The organism is Trueperaceae bacterium (assembly GCA_036381035.1).
Lineage (GTDB): Bacteria > Deinococcota > Deinococci > Deinococcales > Trueperaceae > DASRWD01.
The window spans coordinates 1-19,646 of the sequence record DASVDQ010000065.1; the positions used below are offsets into that span (position 1 = coordinate 1).

Here is a 19,646-nt window from a genome sequence, read left to right on the forward strand (position 1 = left end):
GGCGCCGAGCTTGCCTATCGCCTCGGAGAGGTAGTTGCGCACCGTCCCCTCCGAGAGGCCGAGGGTAGCGGCGATCGCCGCCGTCGTGCGGCCCTCCGCCGCCATGCGCAGCACGCGCCGCTCGCGGTCGGTGAGCGGGTCCTCCTCGCTCCAGGCCTCGAGGGCCAGCTCCGGGTCGACGGCGCGGCCGCCCGCGTGCACGCGCCTGATGGCCTCGGCGAGCCGCGAGGCCGGGGCGTCCTTGAGGAGGTAGCCGGTCGCGCCGGCGTCGAGGGCCCGGCGCAGGTAGCCGGCGCGGGCGAAGGTCGTGAGGATCACGACCTTGGTGGCCAGCTCGCCGCGCTGCCTGAGCTCCGCCACCGCGGCGGCGAGCTCGAGGCCCGTGGTGCCCGGCATCTCGATGTCGGTGACGAGCACGTCGGGCGCGTGCTCCCTCACCAGGGCCAGCGCCTCGTCGCCGTCCGAGGCCTGCGCCACGACCTCGATGTCGCCCTCCAGCTCGAGGAGCGCGGCCAGCGCGCCGCGCACCATGGCCTGGTCCTCGGCGATGACGACCCTCACGCCTGCTCCTCAGCGGTCACGACCCTCACGCCCGCTCCTCAGCGGTCACGACCCTCACGCCCGGTCCTCGGCGGCGACGACCCTCACGCCTGCTCCTCGACCATCACGAACCTCGCGCCCTCACGCCGTGGCCGGCGCCTCCATGGCCGCGCTCGCCGTCTCCTCACCGCCGCGCGCCCGGAGCGGCACCTTCACCTCGAGGAGCGTGGACCTACCGGTCGACCGCAGCGACACCGCGCCGCCCAGCGCCTCCACGCGCGAGCGCATGCCGGTGAGGCCGTTGCCGAAGTCGGCGTCCGGCGGCAGCTTGCCGTCGTCGCTCACGGTGAGGACGACGTCGTGGCCCCTGGCCTCCAGCCGCACCTGACAGCGCGACGCACCGGCGTGCCGCACGACGTTCGTGACGCCCTCGCGCAGGGCCAGCGCCAGGGTGCTCTCGGCCGCGGGCGAGAGGTCGAGGCGCTCGAAGTAGTAGTCATACTCCACGCCGGCGGCCTCGAGCGCCAGCTTGGCGTTCGCCAGCTCGCCCTCGAGCCCCGACGAGCGGTAGCCCCTCACGGCCTCCCGCACCTGGCCGAGCGCGTCGCGGGAGATGCGCTCGACGTCGGCGATCTCCCTGGCGGCGCGCTCGGGGTCGCGGGCGACGAGCCTGGCGGCGAGCTCCGACTTCAGAGTGATCGTCGAGAGCGTGTGGCCGAGCAGGTCGTGCAGGTCGCGCGCGATGCGCTCGCGCTCGGCGATCGTCGCCAGCCGCTCGACCTCGTCCTGCGCCATGCGGAGCCTGGCGTTCTGGTCCTCGCGCTCGCGCACGAGGTAGTTCGTCACGCCCACCACGGGGGCGAAGATCAGCGCCGGCAGGTACGGGTAGAGAACGAAGGGGAACGGCACCGTGGCGAGCAGCGCGGCCAGCGGCACCAGGGCGGTGGTGGCCACCAGCGCCCGGACGGCGAGGCGGCGCGGGCGGAGCTGGCCGCCTATCGCCGCGGCGTAGACGAAGAACACGCTGGTGCCGGCGTTCAGGGGCGCCAGGAGCACGCCCATCGCGAGCATGATGACGAGGCCGAGGACGCCGCCCGGCTTGCCGCTCCACAGGTAGGGCCGGGAGCACGCGTGGCGCTCGGTCCAGCCGTAGACGGGCAGGAACACCAGCGCGATGAGAGCGGTGACGGACCACTCCACCCACGTGGCGTCGGCGTCGAACAGCGGCTGGAAGACGAGGATGCCCAGGTAGAAGAGCCACGGGAGCGCCCGCCTGGGAACTGTGAACGAGCGCCAGCGCATCCCGTCGAGGATACGCGGCGCTCGCCCCTCAGCTGGCGACGCGGGCGTCCACCGCCCATCGCCTGCCGTGTGCATCTCAGCCGTAGGTCTTGCCCTCGTCGCGCCTGTAGGCGACGTAGGCGACGACGAGGAAGAGGAGCGTGAAGGCGAGGAGGTAGAGCGCGTGGCGCGCGGCGTCGCCGAACGGCGTCGCGCCGATGGTCCCGACCGCGAGCTGGGCGTAGTGGAACGTGGGCAGGTAGGGCGCGATGCCCTGCACCACGGGCGGCAGGATCTCCACCGGCATCCACAGGCCGGAGGCGAACGCCATGGGCATGTAGAGCAGGTTCAGCACCACCGGCGCCGAGTTCGGCCCCACCATGTAGCCGATCGCCAGCCCGAGCGACGCGAAGGGGAACGCCCCCAGCAGCAGCACGCCGAGCAGCGACAGCCAGTCGAGGAAGGCGACGCGCACGCCCTGCGTCACGGCGCCGGCCAGCGTGATCGCGACGACGATCAGCGCCCCGAACAGCAGCGCCATGCCGATCTTCGCCAGGAAGTAGGCGGCCGGCGGCATGGGCGAGACGCGCTTGAGGCGCATCCAGCCCTGCCCTCTCTCCGACGCGACGCCCACGCCGAAGGCGAACAGCGCGGCCGAGAGGACGCCGGCGGCGCCGAACGTAGCGACCATGTAGCGCGCCACGGTCACGCCCTGCGTCTGCGCGTCGCCGTAGAACGACCCGAACAGCAGGAAGAACATCAGCGGGAACGCCAGCGTGGCGACGCTGTACATGGGGATCCTGAGCAGCTTGAGGAACTCGAACTTGGTCTCGCTCAGGACGAGCCCGAGCAGGTTGCGCCGCGGGCGCGCGTCCGCGGCCTCGGCGGCCAACGTCGCGGTCGTCATGCGTACACCCCTTCCCTGTCGGCGCGGCTTGCTCCGCGCGTTGTCCCGGCGCGGCCATCGCCCGGCGTCGTGCCGGCCTGGACGCCGCCGGCGCCGTCGCCGCGCCCGGTGTCGGCGGGCCCGTGCCCGCCCGTGATGTTGAGGAACGCCTCCTCGAGCGTCGCGCCCTTCACCTCGAGCCCGTGGAGGCCGTCGTCGGCGGCGAGCAGCGCCCGCACCGTGGCCTCGGCGCTGCCCGTGTACAGCTCGGTCGCGGTGCCGACGCGCTCGACGCGGCTCACGCCGGGCAGGTCCGCGAGCCGCTCGGGCGCCAGCCTGGTCACGGCCTTCACGACCTTGCCACCGGTGCGCGCCTTGATCTCGGCCGGCGAGCCCTCGGCGATGACCCGCCCGTGGTCGAGCAGGACGATCCTGTCGGCGAGGGCGTCGGCCTCCTCAAGGTAGTGCGTGGTGAGCACGACGGTGCGCCCCTCGGCGCTGAACGAGCGCACCTGGCGCCAGAAGTCGCGGCGCGACTCGACGTCGAGACCCGTCGTGGGCTCGTCGAGGAACAGGAGGTCCGGGTCGCCGACCATAGCCAGGGCGAAGTGGAGGCGCTGCTTCTGGCCGCCCGAGAGCTTGCCGTACTGCCGGTTCGCGACCTCGCCGAGGCCGGCCAGCGCGATGGCGTCGTCCACGGCGAGCGGCGCCGGGTAGTAGGCGGCGAACGCCGTGACGTGCTCGCGGACCGTGAGCGTGGGCGGCACGCCGCTGATCTGCAGCATCGCCCCCACGCGCACCTTCGCCGACACGTCGTTGGGGCTGGTGCCGAACAGCGACACGGCGCCCTCGTCCGGGCGCAGCAGGCCGAGCAGGGTGCTGACCGCCGTCGTCTTGCCGGCGCCGTTCGGCCCGAGCACGGCCAGCACCTCGCCGGCCCGGACGCGCAGGGTCACCTCGTCGAGCGCCAGGACGTCGCCGTAGCGCTTCGTGACCCTCTCCAGTTGGGCTACGTACGTCTCGTTCACGCCCCGAGGATGGCCCCCGGGCCGTGGTACACGGCAGTGCCTTCGGTCAGCCGCGCCGGGTGACAGGTGTCATGTGGCGTGCCCGTCTAGGCTGCGGGCCGCGGCGCGGGTCGGCGCGCCGCCACGTGCGTGTCGCCGCCGCGCGGGTCCGAGGAGAGCGCGCCTCACGTAACGACCCACGAAACGCGAGCCGCCCGCCTCGCTAGGCGAGGAGGGCGACCCGGTAGCGCCGAAGCGGCGGTCTGTGCGGGATCCAAGGGGCGGGCGGTTCCGCTACACGACCTGCTGCCGGCGTCAGCGCTCCCAGAAAGGGGGCGGTTCCACCCCGAGCGCGCGCAGGTAGACGTAGCCCTGGGCTCGATGGTGGATCTCGTTGTCGATGGCGTAGAGGACGTGGCTGATGATCTTGCCGGGGTACTGGCCGAAGGCGACCTCGTCCTCGTGGAGGCGCTCGGGCGTCACCCGTGCCCACAGCTCGTTGAGCTTCGCGGTGTCCCGGTCCCAGAGCTCGAGGAGGCCCGCCTTGTCGCGCGGCAGCTCGCCGGCGCCGTACCCGCGCCACTCCCCCGTGGCGGCACCGACGGCTATGGGGACCGTCATGTGCAGCATCTCGTGCACGAGCTCCCCGAAGGTGCGCATGGGAGCGACCCGGTAGACGAAGAGCTGGTCGTCGGGGAAGGCCTCGATCACGCGGCGCGTGAGGCCGCGATGGCCCTGCCAGTGGGCGAGCAGTTCGTCGGTGGAAAGTGCGCCGGTGGCAACGACCGCTTGCTCTGTCATCTCCTCCTCCTCTGGTCGACGGAGGGCCAGGATACCTAAATAACTAAGGTAGAGTCAAGGGGGTTGGCAGAAGCCCGGGCAGGCCGGGCCTGTACCGTTGTCGGCGCCGCCTCCGCCGCGGGTCCCTATGATTCGTTGACATGCCCACGGGCACGCAGGTGGGGTTCGTGAGGCTCACGGGTCGTCCTGCGGCGGTGGCGGGGGTCGGCGAGGTGCCGTTCGCGCCCGACAAGCGCTATCAGCTCCTCGGTTACCTCGCCTACGCCGGCGGCTGGGTGGGCCGCGAACGCGTGGCGTTCCTGTTCTGGCCCGACTCCGACACCTCCACCTCGCGGCAGAACCTCAGGGCTCTGCTGCAGCGACTCGACTCGCTGCCGTTCGCGCCGGGCGTGGAAGCCACGAAGCACCAGCTCCGGTGGGAGGTGCCCACCGACGTGGCGACCTTCAACGAGGCGCTGGCGCGCGGCGACGTGAAGGCAGCGCTCGCGGCCTACCAGGGCCCGCTCCTGCGCGACGTCGGCGGCGACGCCGGCGACGAGTTCGACGGCTGGCTGGACATGGAGCGCGAGCAGCTCTACTCGCGCTGGCGCTCGCTCGCGCTGCGCCGGCTCGGCGACCTCGGTCCCGAGGACGAGGACGAGGCGTCCGAGCTGGCGAGGCGGCTGCTCGAGGCCGACCCCCTCGACGAGGAGGCGGTGCGCGACCACATGCGGGCGCTGACGCGGTGGGGCCGGCCGACGGCGGCCGCGCGCGCCTACCGCGAGCTCGCCGCGAGGCTCGAGCGCGAGCTGGGCATGGAGCCCACCTCCGACACCGTGCTGGCCTACGAGGAGGCGTTGGCGGCGGCCGCCGCGCCGTCCCAGCCGGCGCCCGCGGGCACGGCGGCCCCTGCCGGAGCGCGTGAGGAGGGTGGCGCCACCGAGGGGGTGGCGCCGGCCGGCGGCCCCACGGTCGAGACCGCCGACGCTTACCAGCGCCTGCCCGTGCCCGCCACCAGCTTCGTGGGGCGCGAGGCGGAGCTCGAGGAGGTGGCCGCGCTCCTGCAGACCCCCGACTGCCGTCTGCTCAGCCTCACGGGACCCGGTGGGGTGGGCAAGACGCGGCTGGCGTTGGCCGCCGCGCAGAGGCTCGCCGGCGAGGGGCCGGGCGCGGTCGTCTACGTGCCGCTGGAGACGGCCTCCTCTGCCGAGGAGGTGCTGCCGGCGATCGCCGCCGCGCTGGGGATCCCCCGGTCCGCCGGGGGCGACCCTTGGGAGGCGGTGGAGCGGCGCGTGGCCGGCGGGAGCCTGCTCATCGTGGTCGACAACTTCGAGCACGTCCTCGGCGCTGCCGTGCTCCTGCCGCGCCTGCTGGCGGCGGGCGACGGGGTGAAGCTGCTGGTCACGACCAGGGAGCGCCTGGGCCTCGAGGCCGAGTGGACGTACCTCGTCGGCGGGCTCGACTACCCCGGTGGGGACGTCCCCTTCGCCGACCTCGAGGGGTACGCCGCGGTCGAGCTGCTGCTCGAGCGCGCCCGTCGCGTGCGGCCGGGCTTCCGCCTCACGGAGGAGGACCTGCCGCACCTCCGCCGGCTCTTCGCCGCGACGCAGGGGATGCCGCTGGCGATCGAGCTCGTCGCCGCCTGGCTCAGGGCCGTGCCGCTGGGCGCTCTCGTCGAGGAGCTCGAGCTCGACCCCGGCGGCCTCAGGGCCGCGTCGGCCGACGTCCCGGCGCGTCACGAGAGCGTGAGGGCCGTCTTCGAGCAGTCGTGGTCGCGGCTCACAGACGCCGAGAGGCAGGTCATGCGGCGCCTGGCGGTGTTCGTCGGCCCGGTGACGCCAGAGGCGGCGGCCTTCGTCGCCGGGGCGAGCCGCACCGTCCTGGCGGCGCTGGTCGACAAGTCGCTGCTGCGGCTGGACCAGGACGGCCGGTACGACCGCCACCCGCTCCTGCTGTCGTTCGCCAGGGAGCGCCTGGCGGAGGACGCGGGCGAGCAGCGCGCCGTGGAGCTCAGGCACTCCGCCTACTACCTCCGTTTCCTGAGGGAGCGCACGGACCGGGCCAAGGGTCCTCGACCGGCGCAGGTGCAGCAGGAGGTCCGGGCGGAGATGCGGGACCTCAGGGCCGCGATGCGCAGGGCGGCCGAGAGGCGCCTCAACGCCGAGCTCGTCGCGTTCATGCAGCTCCTCGAGCTGGAGCTGGGCTACTTCCAGGCGCACGGCCACGACGACGAGACGCTCGCTCTGCTCGACCGGGCGGCAGAGGCCGCGGGGGCGTCGGGGGCGCTGGAGGCCGCGCGTGACCTGCGCGGCAGAGTAGGAGATGCCTACGGTCTGCACCGCGGCGACCCGCGGCGCGCGCTGTCCGAGTACCGGGCCGCCGCCGAGCTCGCCCGGAGGACAGAGAACGTCGGTCGCGAGGCCGTGTTCGTGAGCCTCAGCGGCGTGATGCGGAGGATCATCGAGCCGGGCGTCGGGCAGGCGGAGCTGGACCGCGCGCTCGCCCTCGCGCACGAGAGCGGTGACCCTGTCGCGCTCTCCATCGTCTACGAGCACCGCGCGTTCGTGCAGGGGCGCGAGGGCGACCTGGAAGCGGCCAGGGAGCTCTACCTCCGCTCCCGGGAGACGGTCGAGAACGTCCCGGACCCCGAGGCGGTCCACCCCTTCGAGCTGACGAGGCGGCGGTACTTCGCGACCCTCAACCTGGGCGAGCTGGACCACAAGCTCGGCAGGCTCGACGACGCGGTGGCGGCGCGCCACGCGGCCTTGAGCCTGGCGCGCCAGGTCGGCAACCAGATCTGGGAGGCGTTCGCCCGCGTGGAGCTGGGTGAGATGTTCGCGAGCGTCGGCCGTCACGATGAGGCGGCCGAGCACCTCAGGGTCGCCCGCGCCCTCTACGTCGCCAACCACGTGACCGTCCACTTGAGCAAGATCGAGAACCTGGCCGAGCAGCACGGCTACGACCTCAGGGCATGACGCCGGGCGCCGAGGCGCCGGGGGAGGAGGGCAGGGGAGGGCAGTCGGCGTCGGCCGAGCACCGAGACGATCGGAGGGGATGTGATGGGTAAGAAGGAGTTCCGCGTTGCCGCCGCGGTCGCGTCGCTGCTACTGCTCTCCTTTGTGACCGTCGCCAGTAGGCCGCCTCAGGTGGAGGTGAACGTCCCGGACGAGCTGGGTCCGGAGCGCTGTGTCGCGCACGAGCTCAACACGCCCGGGCAGGACCTGTACCTCTCCGGCTCCACCCTCTACCTGTCGGGGTCGACAGGCGGGATGGTGCGCGGGTCGATCACGTTCCAGGACCCCGACCTGGTCCACCCGAACACGACGCTGCTCCCGCTCACGGTGGACAAGGCGATCGCGAGGGCGGGGAGGCCGGCCACACGGCCGTTCCTGCGAGACCAGGTCATGGCCACCGACGTGGTCATCGTCGTCGCCGACGACTTCTCGGGCGGGCGGTACCGGCTGCCGTCCCAGCTGGAGGACCCTGTCGCCGCGACCACCACGCTCGCCGAGATCGACGGCCTCATCGCCGCCGGGGAGCTGTCGCACGGCGCGCTGGTCATGCACCACCTCAACGTCGCGATCGCTTCCCTCGGCGGCTTCACCGTGGACGCCTCCGCCCTCGGCGACGGCCTCACGGTGTGGGTCCAGGGCGCCACGGGCCAACGACTCGTCGTGGTGGGTCTCGACCTGTCCCAGGTCACGGGCTCTCCCCTGATCACCGCCGACGACGTGCTCACGGCGCTGAACGACGGCGTGAGGGGGGTCGTGGACGAGGCGAAGCAGGTCTCGCACCCCGAGGGCGTCGTCGTCAACATGAGCTGGGTCTTCCTGCCCTGCAAGACCATCGAGGACTTCCTGGCCAACAGGAACGCGTACAGGACCTTCGAGGACTACCTGAAGGCCATCGGCGTGGACCTCACCAACCAGAGCCTCACCGACGTGGTAGCCCAGCTGGCGTCGGTCGTCCACCCCGGGCTCGAGGCCGTCCTCGACGGCGAGGGCAGGGTCCCGGACTTCGGCGTCCCCGGCAGGGCCCTCGTGGCGGCTGCGGGGAACTTCTCGCTGCCCTGGCAGATGCTGCCGGCCGGCTGGGACCAGGTGGTCGGTGTCGCGGTGCAGGCCGAACCGCGCGCCTTCCCGGGTAGGTACTCGAACGTCGGTGAAGTCACGCTGCCAGGGGAGTGGACCCAGTTCGAGCCGCTCACTCCTGAAGGCGCGCTGGGCGCGGGGACCCTACTCTCCTACGCCGGGACCTCGTTCGCCGCTCCCATCGTGTCGCTGTACGCCGCGCTGGACATGGCCAGCCAGCAGCCGGTCTGTCAACACGCGCCGCCTGCCGAGCCGAGGCTCTCCGCGGGGACCGACCTGGACGTGCGCTTGGTGGACGCGATCGACGACTGCAACTGACCCACGGCTCGACGAGACAGAAGAAGGCGCCGACCGGTTCTCGCCGGTCGGCGCTCTCCCCCCGCGCCCCGAACCGGGCCCGCGTCAGTACGCGGTCGCCCGGCAGAGGAGCCGCTCTACCGACTCGACGCCGTAGAAGGCGTCGCCGAACTCGTTGGAGACGAAGGGGTCGGAGGCCTCCTCGAAGATGCGCACGAGGCGCCCGTCGCTCGTCCTGATCGACCGCGCGACGATCACGTACCCTTCGCCGGGCGTGAGCTCCGCCGCGCCCGCGGCCAGGCTCGCCTCGCCGGCGGCCCGGCGCGCTTCCTGGAGGGCCATGGCGTCGGCCAGGATCGGCTCGAACTCCACGTCCCTGTAGCGCGCGGTCCCGGATCCGGATGTGGCCGGGCCGTACCCGGGCTCGAACTCGATGTCCTTGGCGAGGACCATGCTCGCCGCCACGACCACCGACAAGAACAGGATGAGCTTCCGCATCTTCCGTCTACCTCCTCCGCGCTTCCGCGCTGCGCCGGGACCTCGGGACCCCTGCGGTCCGTTCTGCGCCCGGCTGGGTCACCCCCTGGCGCGGAGGATGCGTGGTGGGCCGTGATGCGTTCGTGATGCCGGCGTGACGCGGCCGGCCGGCGGGTCAGGGCCGGTGGGAGCGGGGTTCCCTGGGAGGGGCGCGGCGTTCGTGCCGTCCTCTCCTGGGTCTTCCGGACGTGGCGTCGCGTCTCAGGCGCTGATCGCGCGCGCCGCGTCGCCGAACTGCGCCTCGTGCAGGCGGCTGTAGACGCCGCCCTCGCGCAGCAGCTCGTCGTGGCGGCCCTGCTCGACGACGCGCCCGCCGTCCACGACGACGATGCGGTCGGCGTGCTTGATCGTCGCCAGCCGGTGCGCGATGACGAGCGTGGTGCGCCCCTTCGAGAGCTCCTCGAGCGCCTGCTGGATGGCCCGCTCGGTCTCGGTGTCGAGGGCCGAGGTCGCCTCGTCGAGGATGAGGATCGGCGGGTTCTTCAGGAAGATGCGCGCGATCGAGAGGCGCTGCTTCTGGCCGCCCGAGAGCTTGACGCCGCGCTCGCCGATGAGCGTGTCGAGGCCGTGCGGGAGGCTCGCCAGCAGGTCGCCCAGCTGCGCCCGACGGGCGGCGTCGAGGATCTCCTCGTCGCTCGCCCCCAGCCTCCCGTAGGCGATGTTCTCGCGCAGCGTCCCCGCGAAGAGGAACACGTCCTGCTGCACGATGCCGATCTGCCGCCTCAGCGACGCCATCGTCATGTCGCGCACGTCGATGCCGTCGATCGTGATGCGGCCGGCGTCGACGTCGTAGAACCGCGGCAGCAGCGAGGCGATCGTCGTCTTGCCCGCGCCGGACGGCCCCACGAACGCCACGGTCTCGCCGGCGGCGACGCTCAGGCTCACGTCCTCGAGGACGGGCAGGTGGCTCGAGTAGGAGAACGAGACGCCCTCGAAGGCGATGTCGCCGCGCAGGTGTTCGACCTCGACGGCCCCCGGCCTGTCGACGATGTCCGGCTCGGTGCCGAGCAGCTCGAGGTAGCGCTTGAAGCCGGCGATGCCGCGCGGGTAGAGCTCGATGACCTGGTTGATCTGCTGGATCGGCCTGAAGAAGACGTTCACGAGCAGGAGGAACGCGACGAAGCCGCCCGAGGAGAGGCCGCCGGTGATCACGAAGTAGCTGCCCGCGACCATGACGACGAGCTGGGTGAGCCGCATGCTGAGGTAGCTCGACGAGTGGGTGAGGGCCATGATGCGGTAGGCCTCGAGCTTCGTGGACCGGTACGCCTGGTTGTCCTTCGCGAACAGCCTGCGCTCGTGCTCCTCGTTCGTGAACGCCTTGACGACGCGGATGCCGCCGATCGTCTCCTCGAGCCGCGCGTTGAAGGCGCCCACGCGCGCGTAGATCTCGCGCCAGGTGCGCGTCATCCTCCCCCCGTAGCGGGTCGTGAACCAGCCCGTGAACGGCACGATCGCCATCGTGATCAGCGCCAGGGGCACGTTCACGAAGAGCATGAGGACGAACGAGGCGATGAGCGTCATGATCGCGATGAACACGTCCTCGGGGCCGTGGTGCGCCAGCTCGCCGATGTCCTCGAGGTCCTTGGCGATGCGCCCCACGAGGTGGCCGGTCTTCTGCTCGTCGTAGAAGCGGAACGAGAGCCGCTGCAGGTGGTCGAAGGCCCGGCGGCGCATGTCGGTCTCGATGTTGATGCCGAGCATGTGGCCCCAGTAGGTGACGACGAAGGTGAGGGCCGTGTTCAGCAGGTAGACGAGCGCCAGGCCGAGCGCGGCCAGCGCGATGATGCGCCAGCGGCCGCTGGGCAGCAGGCCGTCGATGAAGCCCTGGACGGCTATGGGGAAGGCGAGCTCGAGTATGCCGAGCACCACCGCCGACGAGAAGTCGAGCAGGAAGAGACCCCTGTAGGGCCGGTAGTACTCGAAGAACCGCCTGACCACCGGGAGATGGTATCCGGTCGGGCGTCGGGAGGGCGTGCGGGGGCGCCGGCGCCGCCGGCCGCGTCCCTAGCTCGCCCGCGCCACCACCAGCGCGCCGCGCACGTGCTCGCGCGGCACGCACATCCGCACGGTCATCCAGGGGTCCACGACCTGGCTGATCCTCAGGTCACCCACCAGGCTGCACAGCATGTAGGCGTCCTCGAACGAGAGTCCCTGCGAGCGCATCAGCAGCTCGACCATGTCCTCGGTGGCCAGCCTCACGGCGCCCTCCAGGTCGGGCGCGCTGCCGATCGTCTGCCAGTGCGTGGGTGTCTCGAGCACGGGCCGCCGCAGGCCCGCCCGGCGGACGACGTCGCACGTCAGGTCTACCTCGAGCGGCACGCCCACGCCGGTGCCGCACACCTCGCCGTCGCCCATCACGGCCTTGCCGTCGCCCAGCGCGAGGAGCCCGCCCGGGGCCGACACGGGGAGGTAGAGGGTGGCGCCTGTCGTCACTTCTGTGGTGTCCATGTTGCCGCCGTGGTCGCCGGGGTAGAGGGTGCTGACGCGCCCGGCGGCCGGCGCGACGCCGATCGTGCCGATGCAGGGACGCAAGGGCAGCACGAGGTCGCCGAAGTGGACGCCCCGCTCGTCGATGCGGCAGATCTTCGTCTTGGGGGCCGCCACCCTGTCCCGCAGCAGGCCGAACCCGGGGATGAGCAGGACGTAGCCCTGGTCGGCGGGCACGCGCACCTCCTCGAGCCGCACGGCCAGCGCGTCGCCCGGCTGCGCGTCGTTCACGTGGATCGGCCCCACGGCGTCGTTGACCCTGTCGGGGTCCACGCGGACGTAGTGGTCCTCCTCGGTGCGGATGCGTCCGCGCATGCCGTCGGGGCAGCGCACGGTCAGCGGCTCGCCCGGGTCCACGCGCCACACCGGCGCGGCGTCTGGCGTGAAGTGGTAGATGACGGACCCCTCGAGGACCCGCCTCGTCATCGGTGGGCCTTCCTCGTGCCGTCGTCCGCCACGCTCAGGCCTCGACCCTGAACCTGTCGACGGCGAAGGGCTCCAGCTCCGCGCCGTCGGCGGCGCCCAGGGCCAGCTCCGCCACCCTGGCGCCCGAGTAGGGGGCGAGCTGCAGCCCGGAGGGCCCGTGGCCGGTGAGCGCGTACGCGCCCTCGACGGGCGTGCGGCCGAGGACCGGCTTGCCGTCCGGCGTGGCGGGACGGAGACCGACCCTGAACTCGTCGACGCGCGCCCGCGCCAGGCCGGGGGCGATCCGCAGGGCCTCGCTCAGCACCTCGTGCGCGCCGCCCGCGGTCACGCGGACCTCGAAGCCAGAGTCCCCCTCCCTGGTGGCGCCGGCCACGACCCGGCCGCCCGGGAACGTGAGCATGTAGTGCGAGTGGAAGCCCATGACCGTGGGCCAGTGGCCGGTCTCGAGGTCGTGGAACCGCAGGTGCGCGATCTGCCCGCGCTGCGGGGAGACCGGCGCCGAGACGCCGAGCTGGCCCAGCAGGCCGCCCGACCAGGCGCCGGCGGCGACCACGACCGCCGCGGCGGTCTCGACCCGGCCGCCCAGCAGCTCGACGCCGGCGACGCGACCCCCCGACACCTTGATCGCGGCGGCGCCCTCGTTCAGGAAGCGCGCGCCGCGCTTGACGGCGGCGCGGCGCAGCGCGCCCATCAGCAGCCGACCGTCGACGCGACAGGCGCCGCTCACGTGGACCGCGCCGGGGACGTCGCCGAGCGCGGGGAAGAGGCGCCGGGCCTCGGCCCCGTCGATCAGCCGCACGTCGTCGACCAGCGGCGCCCCCAGCGAGCGGCTCCGCAGGGCGGTCGCCTCCACCTCGGGCAGACGCGCCAGCTCCTCGTCGGTGGTGGCGACGTGGAGCAGGCCGGTGCGCGTGTGGCCCGTGTCGGTCTCGCCGTCCTCGGCGAGCTCGCCGAGCAGCTCGTCGTAGTAGCGCACGGCGGGGAACGCGAACGCCTGCCACCAGGCGTCGCCGGCGTTGCGCGTGGTGCCGGGCGTGAGGATGCCGGCGCCGGCCGCGGTGGCCTGGCCGGCGTCCTCGCGGTCGATCACGGTCACCCGCGCCCCCATGCGGCTGGCGCGGTACGCGCACGACAGCCCGGCCAGCCCACCCCCGATCACGATCAGGTCGCTCACGTCGCCTCCCTAGGTATCGGCCGAGCCTCCCCGTGCAGCAGCCGAGAGACGGTCGTCCCGCGCCCCGGCACGCGCCGCGCAGCGGACGGGCACCGCCTAGCCTCGAAGCCCATGGCCCTCACCTCGCCCGTCACGTCCCCACCGCGTAGCTCTCCCGCCGCGGGTCGGCCGCGCCCGCCCGCACGCCGTTGTCGAGCACCAGCGACAGGCAGACGCCCCCTGCCGACCAGCACCAGTGCGGCCAGCGGCGGACGTCGCGGCCCCAGGAGCGCAGCGCGTCCACGGTGGCGTCGGGTATCCCCTCCTCGAGGGCGAGGAGCCCCGGCTCCAGGTTGCCGGGCCAGCTGCTGGCGCGGAAGTTGTAGCTCGCGAAGCGAGGCGCCTCGACCGCCTCCTGCGGCGTCATGCCGAACACGAACAGGTTGAGGAGCACCTGCAGCATGGCCTGCACCTGCCTGTCGTTGCCCGGGCTGGCCATCGCCATCAGCGGGCGGCCGTCCCTGAGCACTAGCACCGGGTTCGGCGTGAGGCGCGGCCGCTTGCCCGGAGCGACCACGTTCGGGTCGTCGTCCTCCAGGAACGACTGCGCGCCGCGCTCGGAGACGTGCAGCCCCAGGCCGGGGATCACGGGTCCGCCGCTGTAGCCGTCGCTGGGCGTGGCGGCGAACAGGTTCCCGTCGGCGTCGACCACGGTCACGCAGCTCGTGTCGGCGGGCGGGCGGCTGGCCGGGACGCCGAAGCCCTCGGTGTGGCGCGCCAGCTCGGGCGCCTCGGCGCGTCCGCCCCGCGGGTCGCCAGGAGGCGGGGGCGAGGCGAAGGCGCTGCCGGCGGACGGCACCAGGGCGGCGCGCGACCGCAGGTAGTCGTCCGACGTGAGCTCGGCCAGGGGCACGTCGCGGTGCCTGGGGTCGCCGAGGTGGGCGTTGCGGTCGGCGAACGCCAGGTCCAGCGCCGAGGCGACGACGTTCACGTACCCGGCGCTGTTGTGGCCCAGCGCCGCCAGGTCGAACTCGCGGAGGATGCCCAGGGCCAGCGCCAGGCTGGGCCCCTGGCTCCAGGGGCCGCAGGTCAGGACCTCGAGCTCGCCGAAGCGGGCGCTCACGGGCGGCGCCACCTCGACCTGGTACAGGGCCAGGTCCTCGTAGCGGAGGTAGCCGCCGTGCTCCCGCATGTACGCGGCCATGCGGTGGGCGATCGGCCCCCGGTAGAAGTGGTCGAGCGCCGCGTCGATGCCGGCCTCGCGGCCCGCGGCGCGCGCCTCGGCCGCCACCAGCTCCTCGAGCGTGGCGGCCAGCTCGGGCTGACGCAGTAGGGTCCCCACTGCGGGCGGCTCGCCGTCCACCAGGTAGAGCCTGGCGTTCTCCGGGTAGCGGCGGTAGACGTGCAGGAACGAGCCGATGGCGTGGCGCATGAACGTGTGCACCGGGAAGCCCTCGGCGGCGTAGCGGCGCGCGGCGGCCGACACCTCGGCGAACGACATCGTGCCGTAGTCGCGCAGGGCCGTCAGCCACGCGGCCGCGGCGCCGGGCACCACGCAGCGCTCGACGCCGTTCGGGATCCCGCCGAAGCGCTCGCGGAGCTCCTTCGCTGTGACCGCGGCCGGCCAGGTCCCGATGCCCGCGATCGTGGCGACGCGCCCGTCCACCGCCAGCGCGATCGGCGCCACGCCGGAGAGCGTGTTCATGTCGGTGTGGACGACGTTGAGGGTGAGGCCCGCGGCCACGCCGGCGTCGACGGCGTTCCCGCCGCGCTGCAGCACGTCGAGCGCGGCGGCGCTGGCGAGGTAGTGGCCGGTAGAGACCATCGCGCGCGGCGCCAGCACCGTGGGTCGTCCGCCGGAAGAGAAGCTGTGGGCGCCGGCCGCGGCGTTGGCGGTGGGGGAGCTGGCGGTCGGGGAGCCGCCCCGTGCGAGGTCGCTGCGGCCGGGTCCTGACGGCTCCTTGCGATCTGTTTCGGACAACTTCGCCTCCTGCGCCACCTCAGGCGAGCTGCACGCGGGGGTCGAGGAACGAGTAGACGACGTCCACGAGCAGGTTCACGACGATGTAGATGAGCGATAGCGCGACGATCGCGCCCTGGATGAGGGGGAAGTCGCGGGCGTAGACGGCGTTCACGACGAGCCGGCCGAGCCCGGGCCAGGCGAACACGGTCTCGGTGAGCACGGAGCCGCCCAGCAGGTTCCCGAACTGGAGGCCGACCTGGGTGGTGACGGGCAGGAGCGCGTTGCGCAGCGCGTGCTTGGCGACGAGACGGACGCGCCGCACGCCCTTCGAGCGCGCGACCGTGACGAACGGCTGGGCGAGCGCCTCGAGCATGCTGGCGCGGGTGAGCCGCATGATGTGCGCCATGCTCGCGATCGAGACGGCGACGGCGGGCATCACGAGGTGCCGCCACGTGCCGGAGCCGGTCGACGGCAGGACGCCCAGGCGCAGGGAGAAGACGAGCATCATCAGCAGGCCCAGCCAGTAGACGGGCGTCGCCAGCGCGAGGCTGGCCACGGTCGTGAGCGCCCTGTCGACCCACGGCGAACGCGTCGTGGCGGCCCACACGCCCAGCGGGAGGCTGACGACGGTCGCCAGCGCGAGCGCGGACACGGCCAGGAGCAGGGTGTGCCCGAACGCCGCGACCAGGGCGTCGAACACCGGCTCGCGGGTGCGGTAGGAGACGCCCATGTCGCCGCGGAGCGCGTCGGACCAGTAGCGCAGGTACTGCTGCCACACGGGATCGTCGAGGCCCAGCTCGGCGTGGACCCGCGCGATCGCCTCCTCGGAGGCGTTCAGGCCGAGGATCTGCGCGGCGGGGTCGCCCGGCGCCAGCCTGATCGCGAGGAACACGGCCGTGACCACGATGACCACGGTCGGGACGGCCTGGAGTAGCCGCCTGAGGATGTACGGCAGCGGGCTCATCGCAGGGCGCTACCCCTCACCCAGCGTCGCCCCCCTCGAGCGCGGGTCGAGCCTGTCCCGCAGGCCGTCGCCGAGCAGGTTGAAGCCGAGCACGGCGAGCATCACGAACAGCCCGCCGAAGGCCGTCACGTGCGGTGCGTTGCGGAGGTACGGGCGTCCCTCGGCGATGGTCTGGCCCCACGAGGGCAGGTGGGCCGGCGCGCCCAGGCCCAGGAAGCTGAGGCCGGACTCGGCCATGATGGCCGTGGCGATCGAGAGGCTCGTGATCACGATCAGCTCGCCGAACGTGTTGGGCAGGACGTGGCGCAGGATCACGCGCGGACGCGACGCGCCCACGGCGTAGGCGGCCGTCACGAAGTCGCGCTCGCGCAGCGACAGCGTGTTCGAGCGCGCGATGCGGGCGAAGACTGGCACGTTCCACAGCGCGATCGCGAACACCAGGTTCCCCAGGCCGGCGCCGGTGACCGCCATGATCAGGATCGCGACGAGGATCTTCGGGACGCTGAGGAGCACGTCCATCGCCCGCATGATCAGCGCGTCCCAGCGCCCGCCGAGGACGCCCGCGGTGAGGCCGAGCGGCGCGCCGATCACGATCGCGGCGGCCACGCTGGACACGCCCACCAGCAGGGAGATGCGCGCGCCGTAGACGAGGCGCCAGAAGAGGTCGCGCCCGAGGGTGTCGGTCCCGAGGAGGTGCTCAGCCGAGGGCGGCTGGAGGCGGTCGAGCAGGTCGCCGTCGTCCGGCCCCACCGGCGCGAACCAGTCGACGCCCACCGCGCCCACCACGAACAGCAGGCTCAGCAGCCCGCCGACGACGAGGCCGGAGTTGAGCTTCAGGGGACGGCGCACGGGGCGCCGCCCCGCTTCGCTCCTCAGGCTGGGTACCGCGCTAGCGACTCGCGATCACTCTCCCACGCTGACGTTCAGGAAGCTGACCTTCTCGAGCGGGTGGGCCGCGAAGCCCTCCACGCCCGGCCTGGCCGCGTGCAGGTCGCTCTGCCAGTAGAGGGGCACCCACAGGTACTCCTCCGCGATGGCGTCGAGGATCTCGCGGTAGGCCGCGACACGCTCCTCGGGGTCGGTGATCGTCTGGGCGGTGAGGATGTCGTCGTCGACCGACGTGACGTACTGGTTGTAGTTCGTGCTGCTGCTGTGGAAGATGATCGTCATCACGTAGTCGATGTCGCCGGTGCTCACGCCCGCGCCGAACAGGAAGAGCCCCAGGTCCTTGGCGAAGATGTGGTCGCGGTACGTCTCCCACTCGTACGTGCCGAGCTCCACCTCGGCCCCCAGGTCGCGGGCCAGGCTGGCCCGCAGGTACGCGCCGATCTCGGCGTCCTTCGGGTACCGGTTCGTAGTCGTGTAGAGCGTGAAGCTCAGGCGCTGGCCGTCCTTGACCCTGATGCCGTCCGGCCCGACCTGCCAGCCGGCGGCGTCGAGCGCGGCGGCGGCCGCCTCGGGGTCGTAGACGAGCTGGTGCTCCATCTCGCTGACACCGAAGACGTTCGGCGAGAAGGAGGCCTGGGTGGCCGGCCTATGCAGGCCCTCGAGGATCGCCGCGCCGATGCCCTCGCGGTCGACCGCCATGGTGATCGCCTCGCGCACGGCGACGTCGTCGAAGGGCGGCTGGTTGGGGTTGAACCACAGGAACACCGTGCGCAGCGTCTCGGCCTTGTACGTCTGGAACTGCCCCTCGGCCTCGAGCCGCAGGAAGTCGGGCTCGGGCACCTGGAGGATGAGGTCGACCTCGCCCGACTCCAGCGCGATGACGCGCGAGCTGCCGTCGGGGATGTAGCGGAACACGACGCCGTCGAGGAGCGGCAGGCCGTCCTGCCAGTAGTCCGGGTTGCGCTCGAGGGTGATCGACTGACCCGTGACCCACTCGACGATGCGGAACGGGCCCGTGCCCACCGGCTGGCGGCCGAAGCCGTCGCCCAGCTCCTGGTAGGCGGTGGGGCTGATGATCGCGTTGCCGAGCTGCGCGAGGTTGTTGATGAACGGCGCGAACGGCTGCTTGAGGACGAACCTCACGGTGAGGTCGTCGACGACCTCGACGCGGTCGAGCTGGCTCAGCAGCGTCACGTAGCGGCTCTGCCGGCCGTCGACCTCGCCCAGGGCGCGGTCGAACGTGAACTTCACGGCCTCGGCGTTCAGAGGCGTGCCGTCGTGGAACGTCACGCCCTCGCGCAGGGTGAACGTGTACTCGAGGCCGTCGTCCGAGACCTCCCAGCCGGTGGCCAGGTGGGGCTGGAGGACCATGTTCTGGTCGAAGGCGACCAGGGTCTCGAAGATGCTCTCCTGGACGACGGAGGAGGGCCCGCCGGCGTCGAGCTGCGGGTCTAGGGTGGGTGGCTCGGTCGGCGCCCCGACCGTGATGGTCCCCTTCGCGGCGGCGAGGCCGAGGAACGCCGCCGCGAGGAGGGCGACGAGGTGCCGGAGGCGACGCCCGGCTGCCGTGGACCTACGGACTTCTCCCATTGCTGCTCCTTCCGCCCCCCGCCTCGAGGCCCTCGAGGATCAGCGTCTCCACGCGCAGAAGCGTCTCGTGGACGGTGGCGCGCGCCCGCTCCGGGTCGGCCGCCGCCAGCGCCTCGACGAGCGCGCGGTGGTTCTCGTTCGACAGCTCGACCAGGCCGGGCAGCGGCTCCCAGTCGCCGCGCGCGCCGAGGATCAGCTCGTGGATGAGGGTCCAGATCTGGGTGAAGACGACGTTGCCGGCGACGCGGCAGACAGTCGCGTGGAACCGCATGTCGAGCGCGAAGTAGGCGTCGAAGTCGTCGACCTCCGCGCTGGCCTCCATGGCCTGCACCTGGCGCCGCAGCTCGGCCAGGTCGCCGTCGGTGCGCCGCGCCGCGGCCAGCGCCGCGATGTCGCCCTCGACGTAGCGACGGGCCTCGTAGAGGTGCACGATGTCGAGCCGCTTCGCGGCGAGATCGACGCGCAGGTCCTGGTGCAGCACGGCCACGAGCGCCCGGGGCCCGACGACGGTGCCGTCGTGGCTGCGCTCGAGTATCCCGACCACCTGCATCGCCTTCAGCGCCTCGCGCACCGAGTTGCGGCTCACGCCGAGCTGCTCGGCGAGCTGCAGCTCGTTGGGGACGGGGTCGCCCGGGCGGAGCTCGCCGGCGCGTATCCGCTCGGCGACCTGCTCGATGATCGTGTCGGTGACGGTCTGCTTCCTGATCTTCTCGAGCGTCAGCATGCGTCCTGGTGGAGCGGGCCGGCGCCCATGGG

16 protein-coding genes are annotated in these 19,646 nt (G+C 72.6%); 2 read left to right on the top strand and 14 right to left on the bottom strand.

Annotated elements, in window-relative coordinates; genetic code table 11:
- The 5 genes from VF202_07640 to VF202_07660 all read right to left on the bottom strand — a co-directional run.
- On the bottom strand, positions 1–561 hold a 561-nt coding region (locus VF202_07640; GenBank protein HEX7039964.1), incomplete at its 3' end, for a response regulator transcription factor.
- A 120-nt stretch (positions 562–681) separates the two neighbouring features.
- The gene (locus VF202_07645) at positions 682–1,842 is read right to left on the bottom strand and encodes a sensor histidine kinase (protein ID HEX7039965.1); all 1,161 of its coding nucleotides are present in this window, start codon (positions 1,840–1,842) and stop codon (positions 682–684) included.
- 76 nt (positions 1,843–1,918) lie between these two features.
- Entirely contained in the window at positions 1,919–2,728 is an 810-nt protein-coding gene (locus VF202_07650) for an ABC transporter permease (GenBank protein HEX7039966.1), read from the bottom strand.
- Complete coding sequence (locus VF202_07655; GenBank protein ID HEX7039967.1) at positions 2,725–3,735, bottom strand: ABC transporter ATP-binding protein; 1,011 nt, start codon at positions 3,733–3,735, stop codon at positions 2,725–2,727. The genes VF202_07650 and VF202_07655 overlap by 4 nt, the downstream gene beginning before the upstream one ends.
- Before the next feature lie 294 nt (positions 3,736–4,029).
- Positions 4,030–4,515, bottom strand: a complete 486-nt coding sequence (locus tag VF202_07660; protein ID HEX7039968.1) for a DinB family protein — start codon at positions 4,513–4,515, stop codon at positions 4,030–4,032.
- A 140-nt stretch (positions 4,516–4,655) separates the two neighbouring features.
- Between VF202_07660 and VF202_07665 the strand changes: the two genes are divergently transcribed.
- Together VF202_07665 and VF202_07670 are read left to right on the top strand one after the other, a co-directional pair.
- Positions 4,656–7,469, top strand: a complete 2,814-nt coding sequence (locus VF202_07665) for a BTAD domain-containing putative transcriptional regulator (GenBank protein ID HEX7039969.1) — start codon at positions 4,656–4,658, stop codon at positions 7,467–7,469.
- Between the two features lie 84 nt (positions 7,470–7,553).
- The gene (locus tag VF202_07670; GenBank protein ID HEX7039970.1) at positions 7,554–8,903 is read left to right on the top strand and encodes a hypothetical protein; all 1,350 of its coding nucleotides are present in this window, start codon (positions 7,554–7,556) and stop codon (positions 8,901–8,903) included.
- An 84-nt stretch (positions 8,904–8,987) separates the two neighbouring features.
- Here VF202_07670 and VF202_07675 read toward each other — a convergent pair whose 3' ends face one another.
- The 9 genes from VF202_07675 to VF202_07715 all read right to left on the bottom strand — a co-directional run bounded on the left by VF202_07675 (position 8,988) and on the right by VF202_07715 (position 19,614).
- Positions 8,988–9,380 carry a hypothetical protein gene (locus VF202_07675; GenBank protein HEX7039971.1) on the bottom strand — a complete coding sequence of 131 codons (393 nt, stop codon included), beginning with the start codon at positions 9,378–9,380 and terminating at the stop codon, positions 8,988–8,990.
- A gap of 240 nt (positions 9,381–9,620) precedes the next feature.
- On the bottom strand, positions 9,621–11,357 hold the full coding sequence (locus tag VF202_07680) for an ABC transporter ATP-binding protein (GenBank protein ID HEX7039972.1): 1,737 nt from the start codon (positions 11,355–11,357) through the stop codon (positions 9,621–9,623).
- A gap of 66 nt (positions 11,358–11,423) precedes the next feature.
- Positions 11,424–12,332 (bottom strand): acetamidase/formamidase family protein, encoded by a 909-nt coding sequence (locus VF202_07685; GenBank protein HEX7039973.1) that lies wholly within the window; start codon positions 12,330–12,332, stop codon positions 11,424–11,426.
- 34 nt (positions 12,333–12,366) lie between these two features.
- The gene (locus tag VF202_07690; protein HEX7039974.1) at positions 12,367–13,506 is read right to left on the bottom strand and encodes an FAD-dependent oxidoreductase; all 1,140 of its coding nucleotides are present in this window, start codon (positions 13,504–13,506) and stop codon (positions 12,367–12,369) included.
- Between the two features lie 130 nt (positions 13,507–13,636).
- Positions 13,637–15,466: a gamma-glutamyltransferase gene (locus VF202_07695; GenBank protein ID HEX7039975.1), complete on the bottom strand. Its 1,830-nt coding sequence runs from the start codon at positions 15,464–15,466 to the stop codon at positions 13,637–13,639.
- A gap of 19 nt (positions 15,467–15,485) precedes the next feature.
- Positions 15,486–16,412, bottom strand: a complete 927-nt coding sequence (locus VF202_07700) for an ABC transporter permease (GenBank protein HEX7039976.1) — start codon at positions 16,410–16,412, stop codon at positions 15,486–15,488.
- A gap of 9 nt (positions 16,413–16,421) precedes the next feature.
- Complete coding sequence (locus tag VF202_07705) at positions 16,422–17,261, bottom strand: ABC transporter permease (GenBank protein HEX7039977.1); 840 nt, start codon at positions 17,259–17,261, stop codon at positions 16,422–16,424.
- A gap of 54 nt (positions 17,262–17,315) precedes the next feature.
- Positions 17,316–18,890 (bottom strand): ABC transporter substrate-binding protein, encoded by a 1,575-nt coding sequence (locus VF202_07710; protein ID HEX7039978.1) that lies wholly within the window; start codon positions 18,888–18,890, stop codon positions 17,316–17,318.
- The gene (locus VF202_07715; protein ID HEX7039979.1) at positions 18,874–19,614 is read right to left on the bottom strand and encodes a FadR/GntR family transcriptional regulator; all 741 of its coding nucleotides are present in this window, start codon (positions 19,612–19,614) and stop codon (positions 18,874–18,876) included. The genes VF202_07710 and VF202_07715 overlap by 17 nt, the downstream gene beginning before the upstream one ends.
- Between the last annotated feature and the right edge of the window lie 32 nt (positions 19,615–19,646).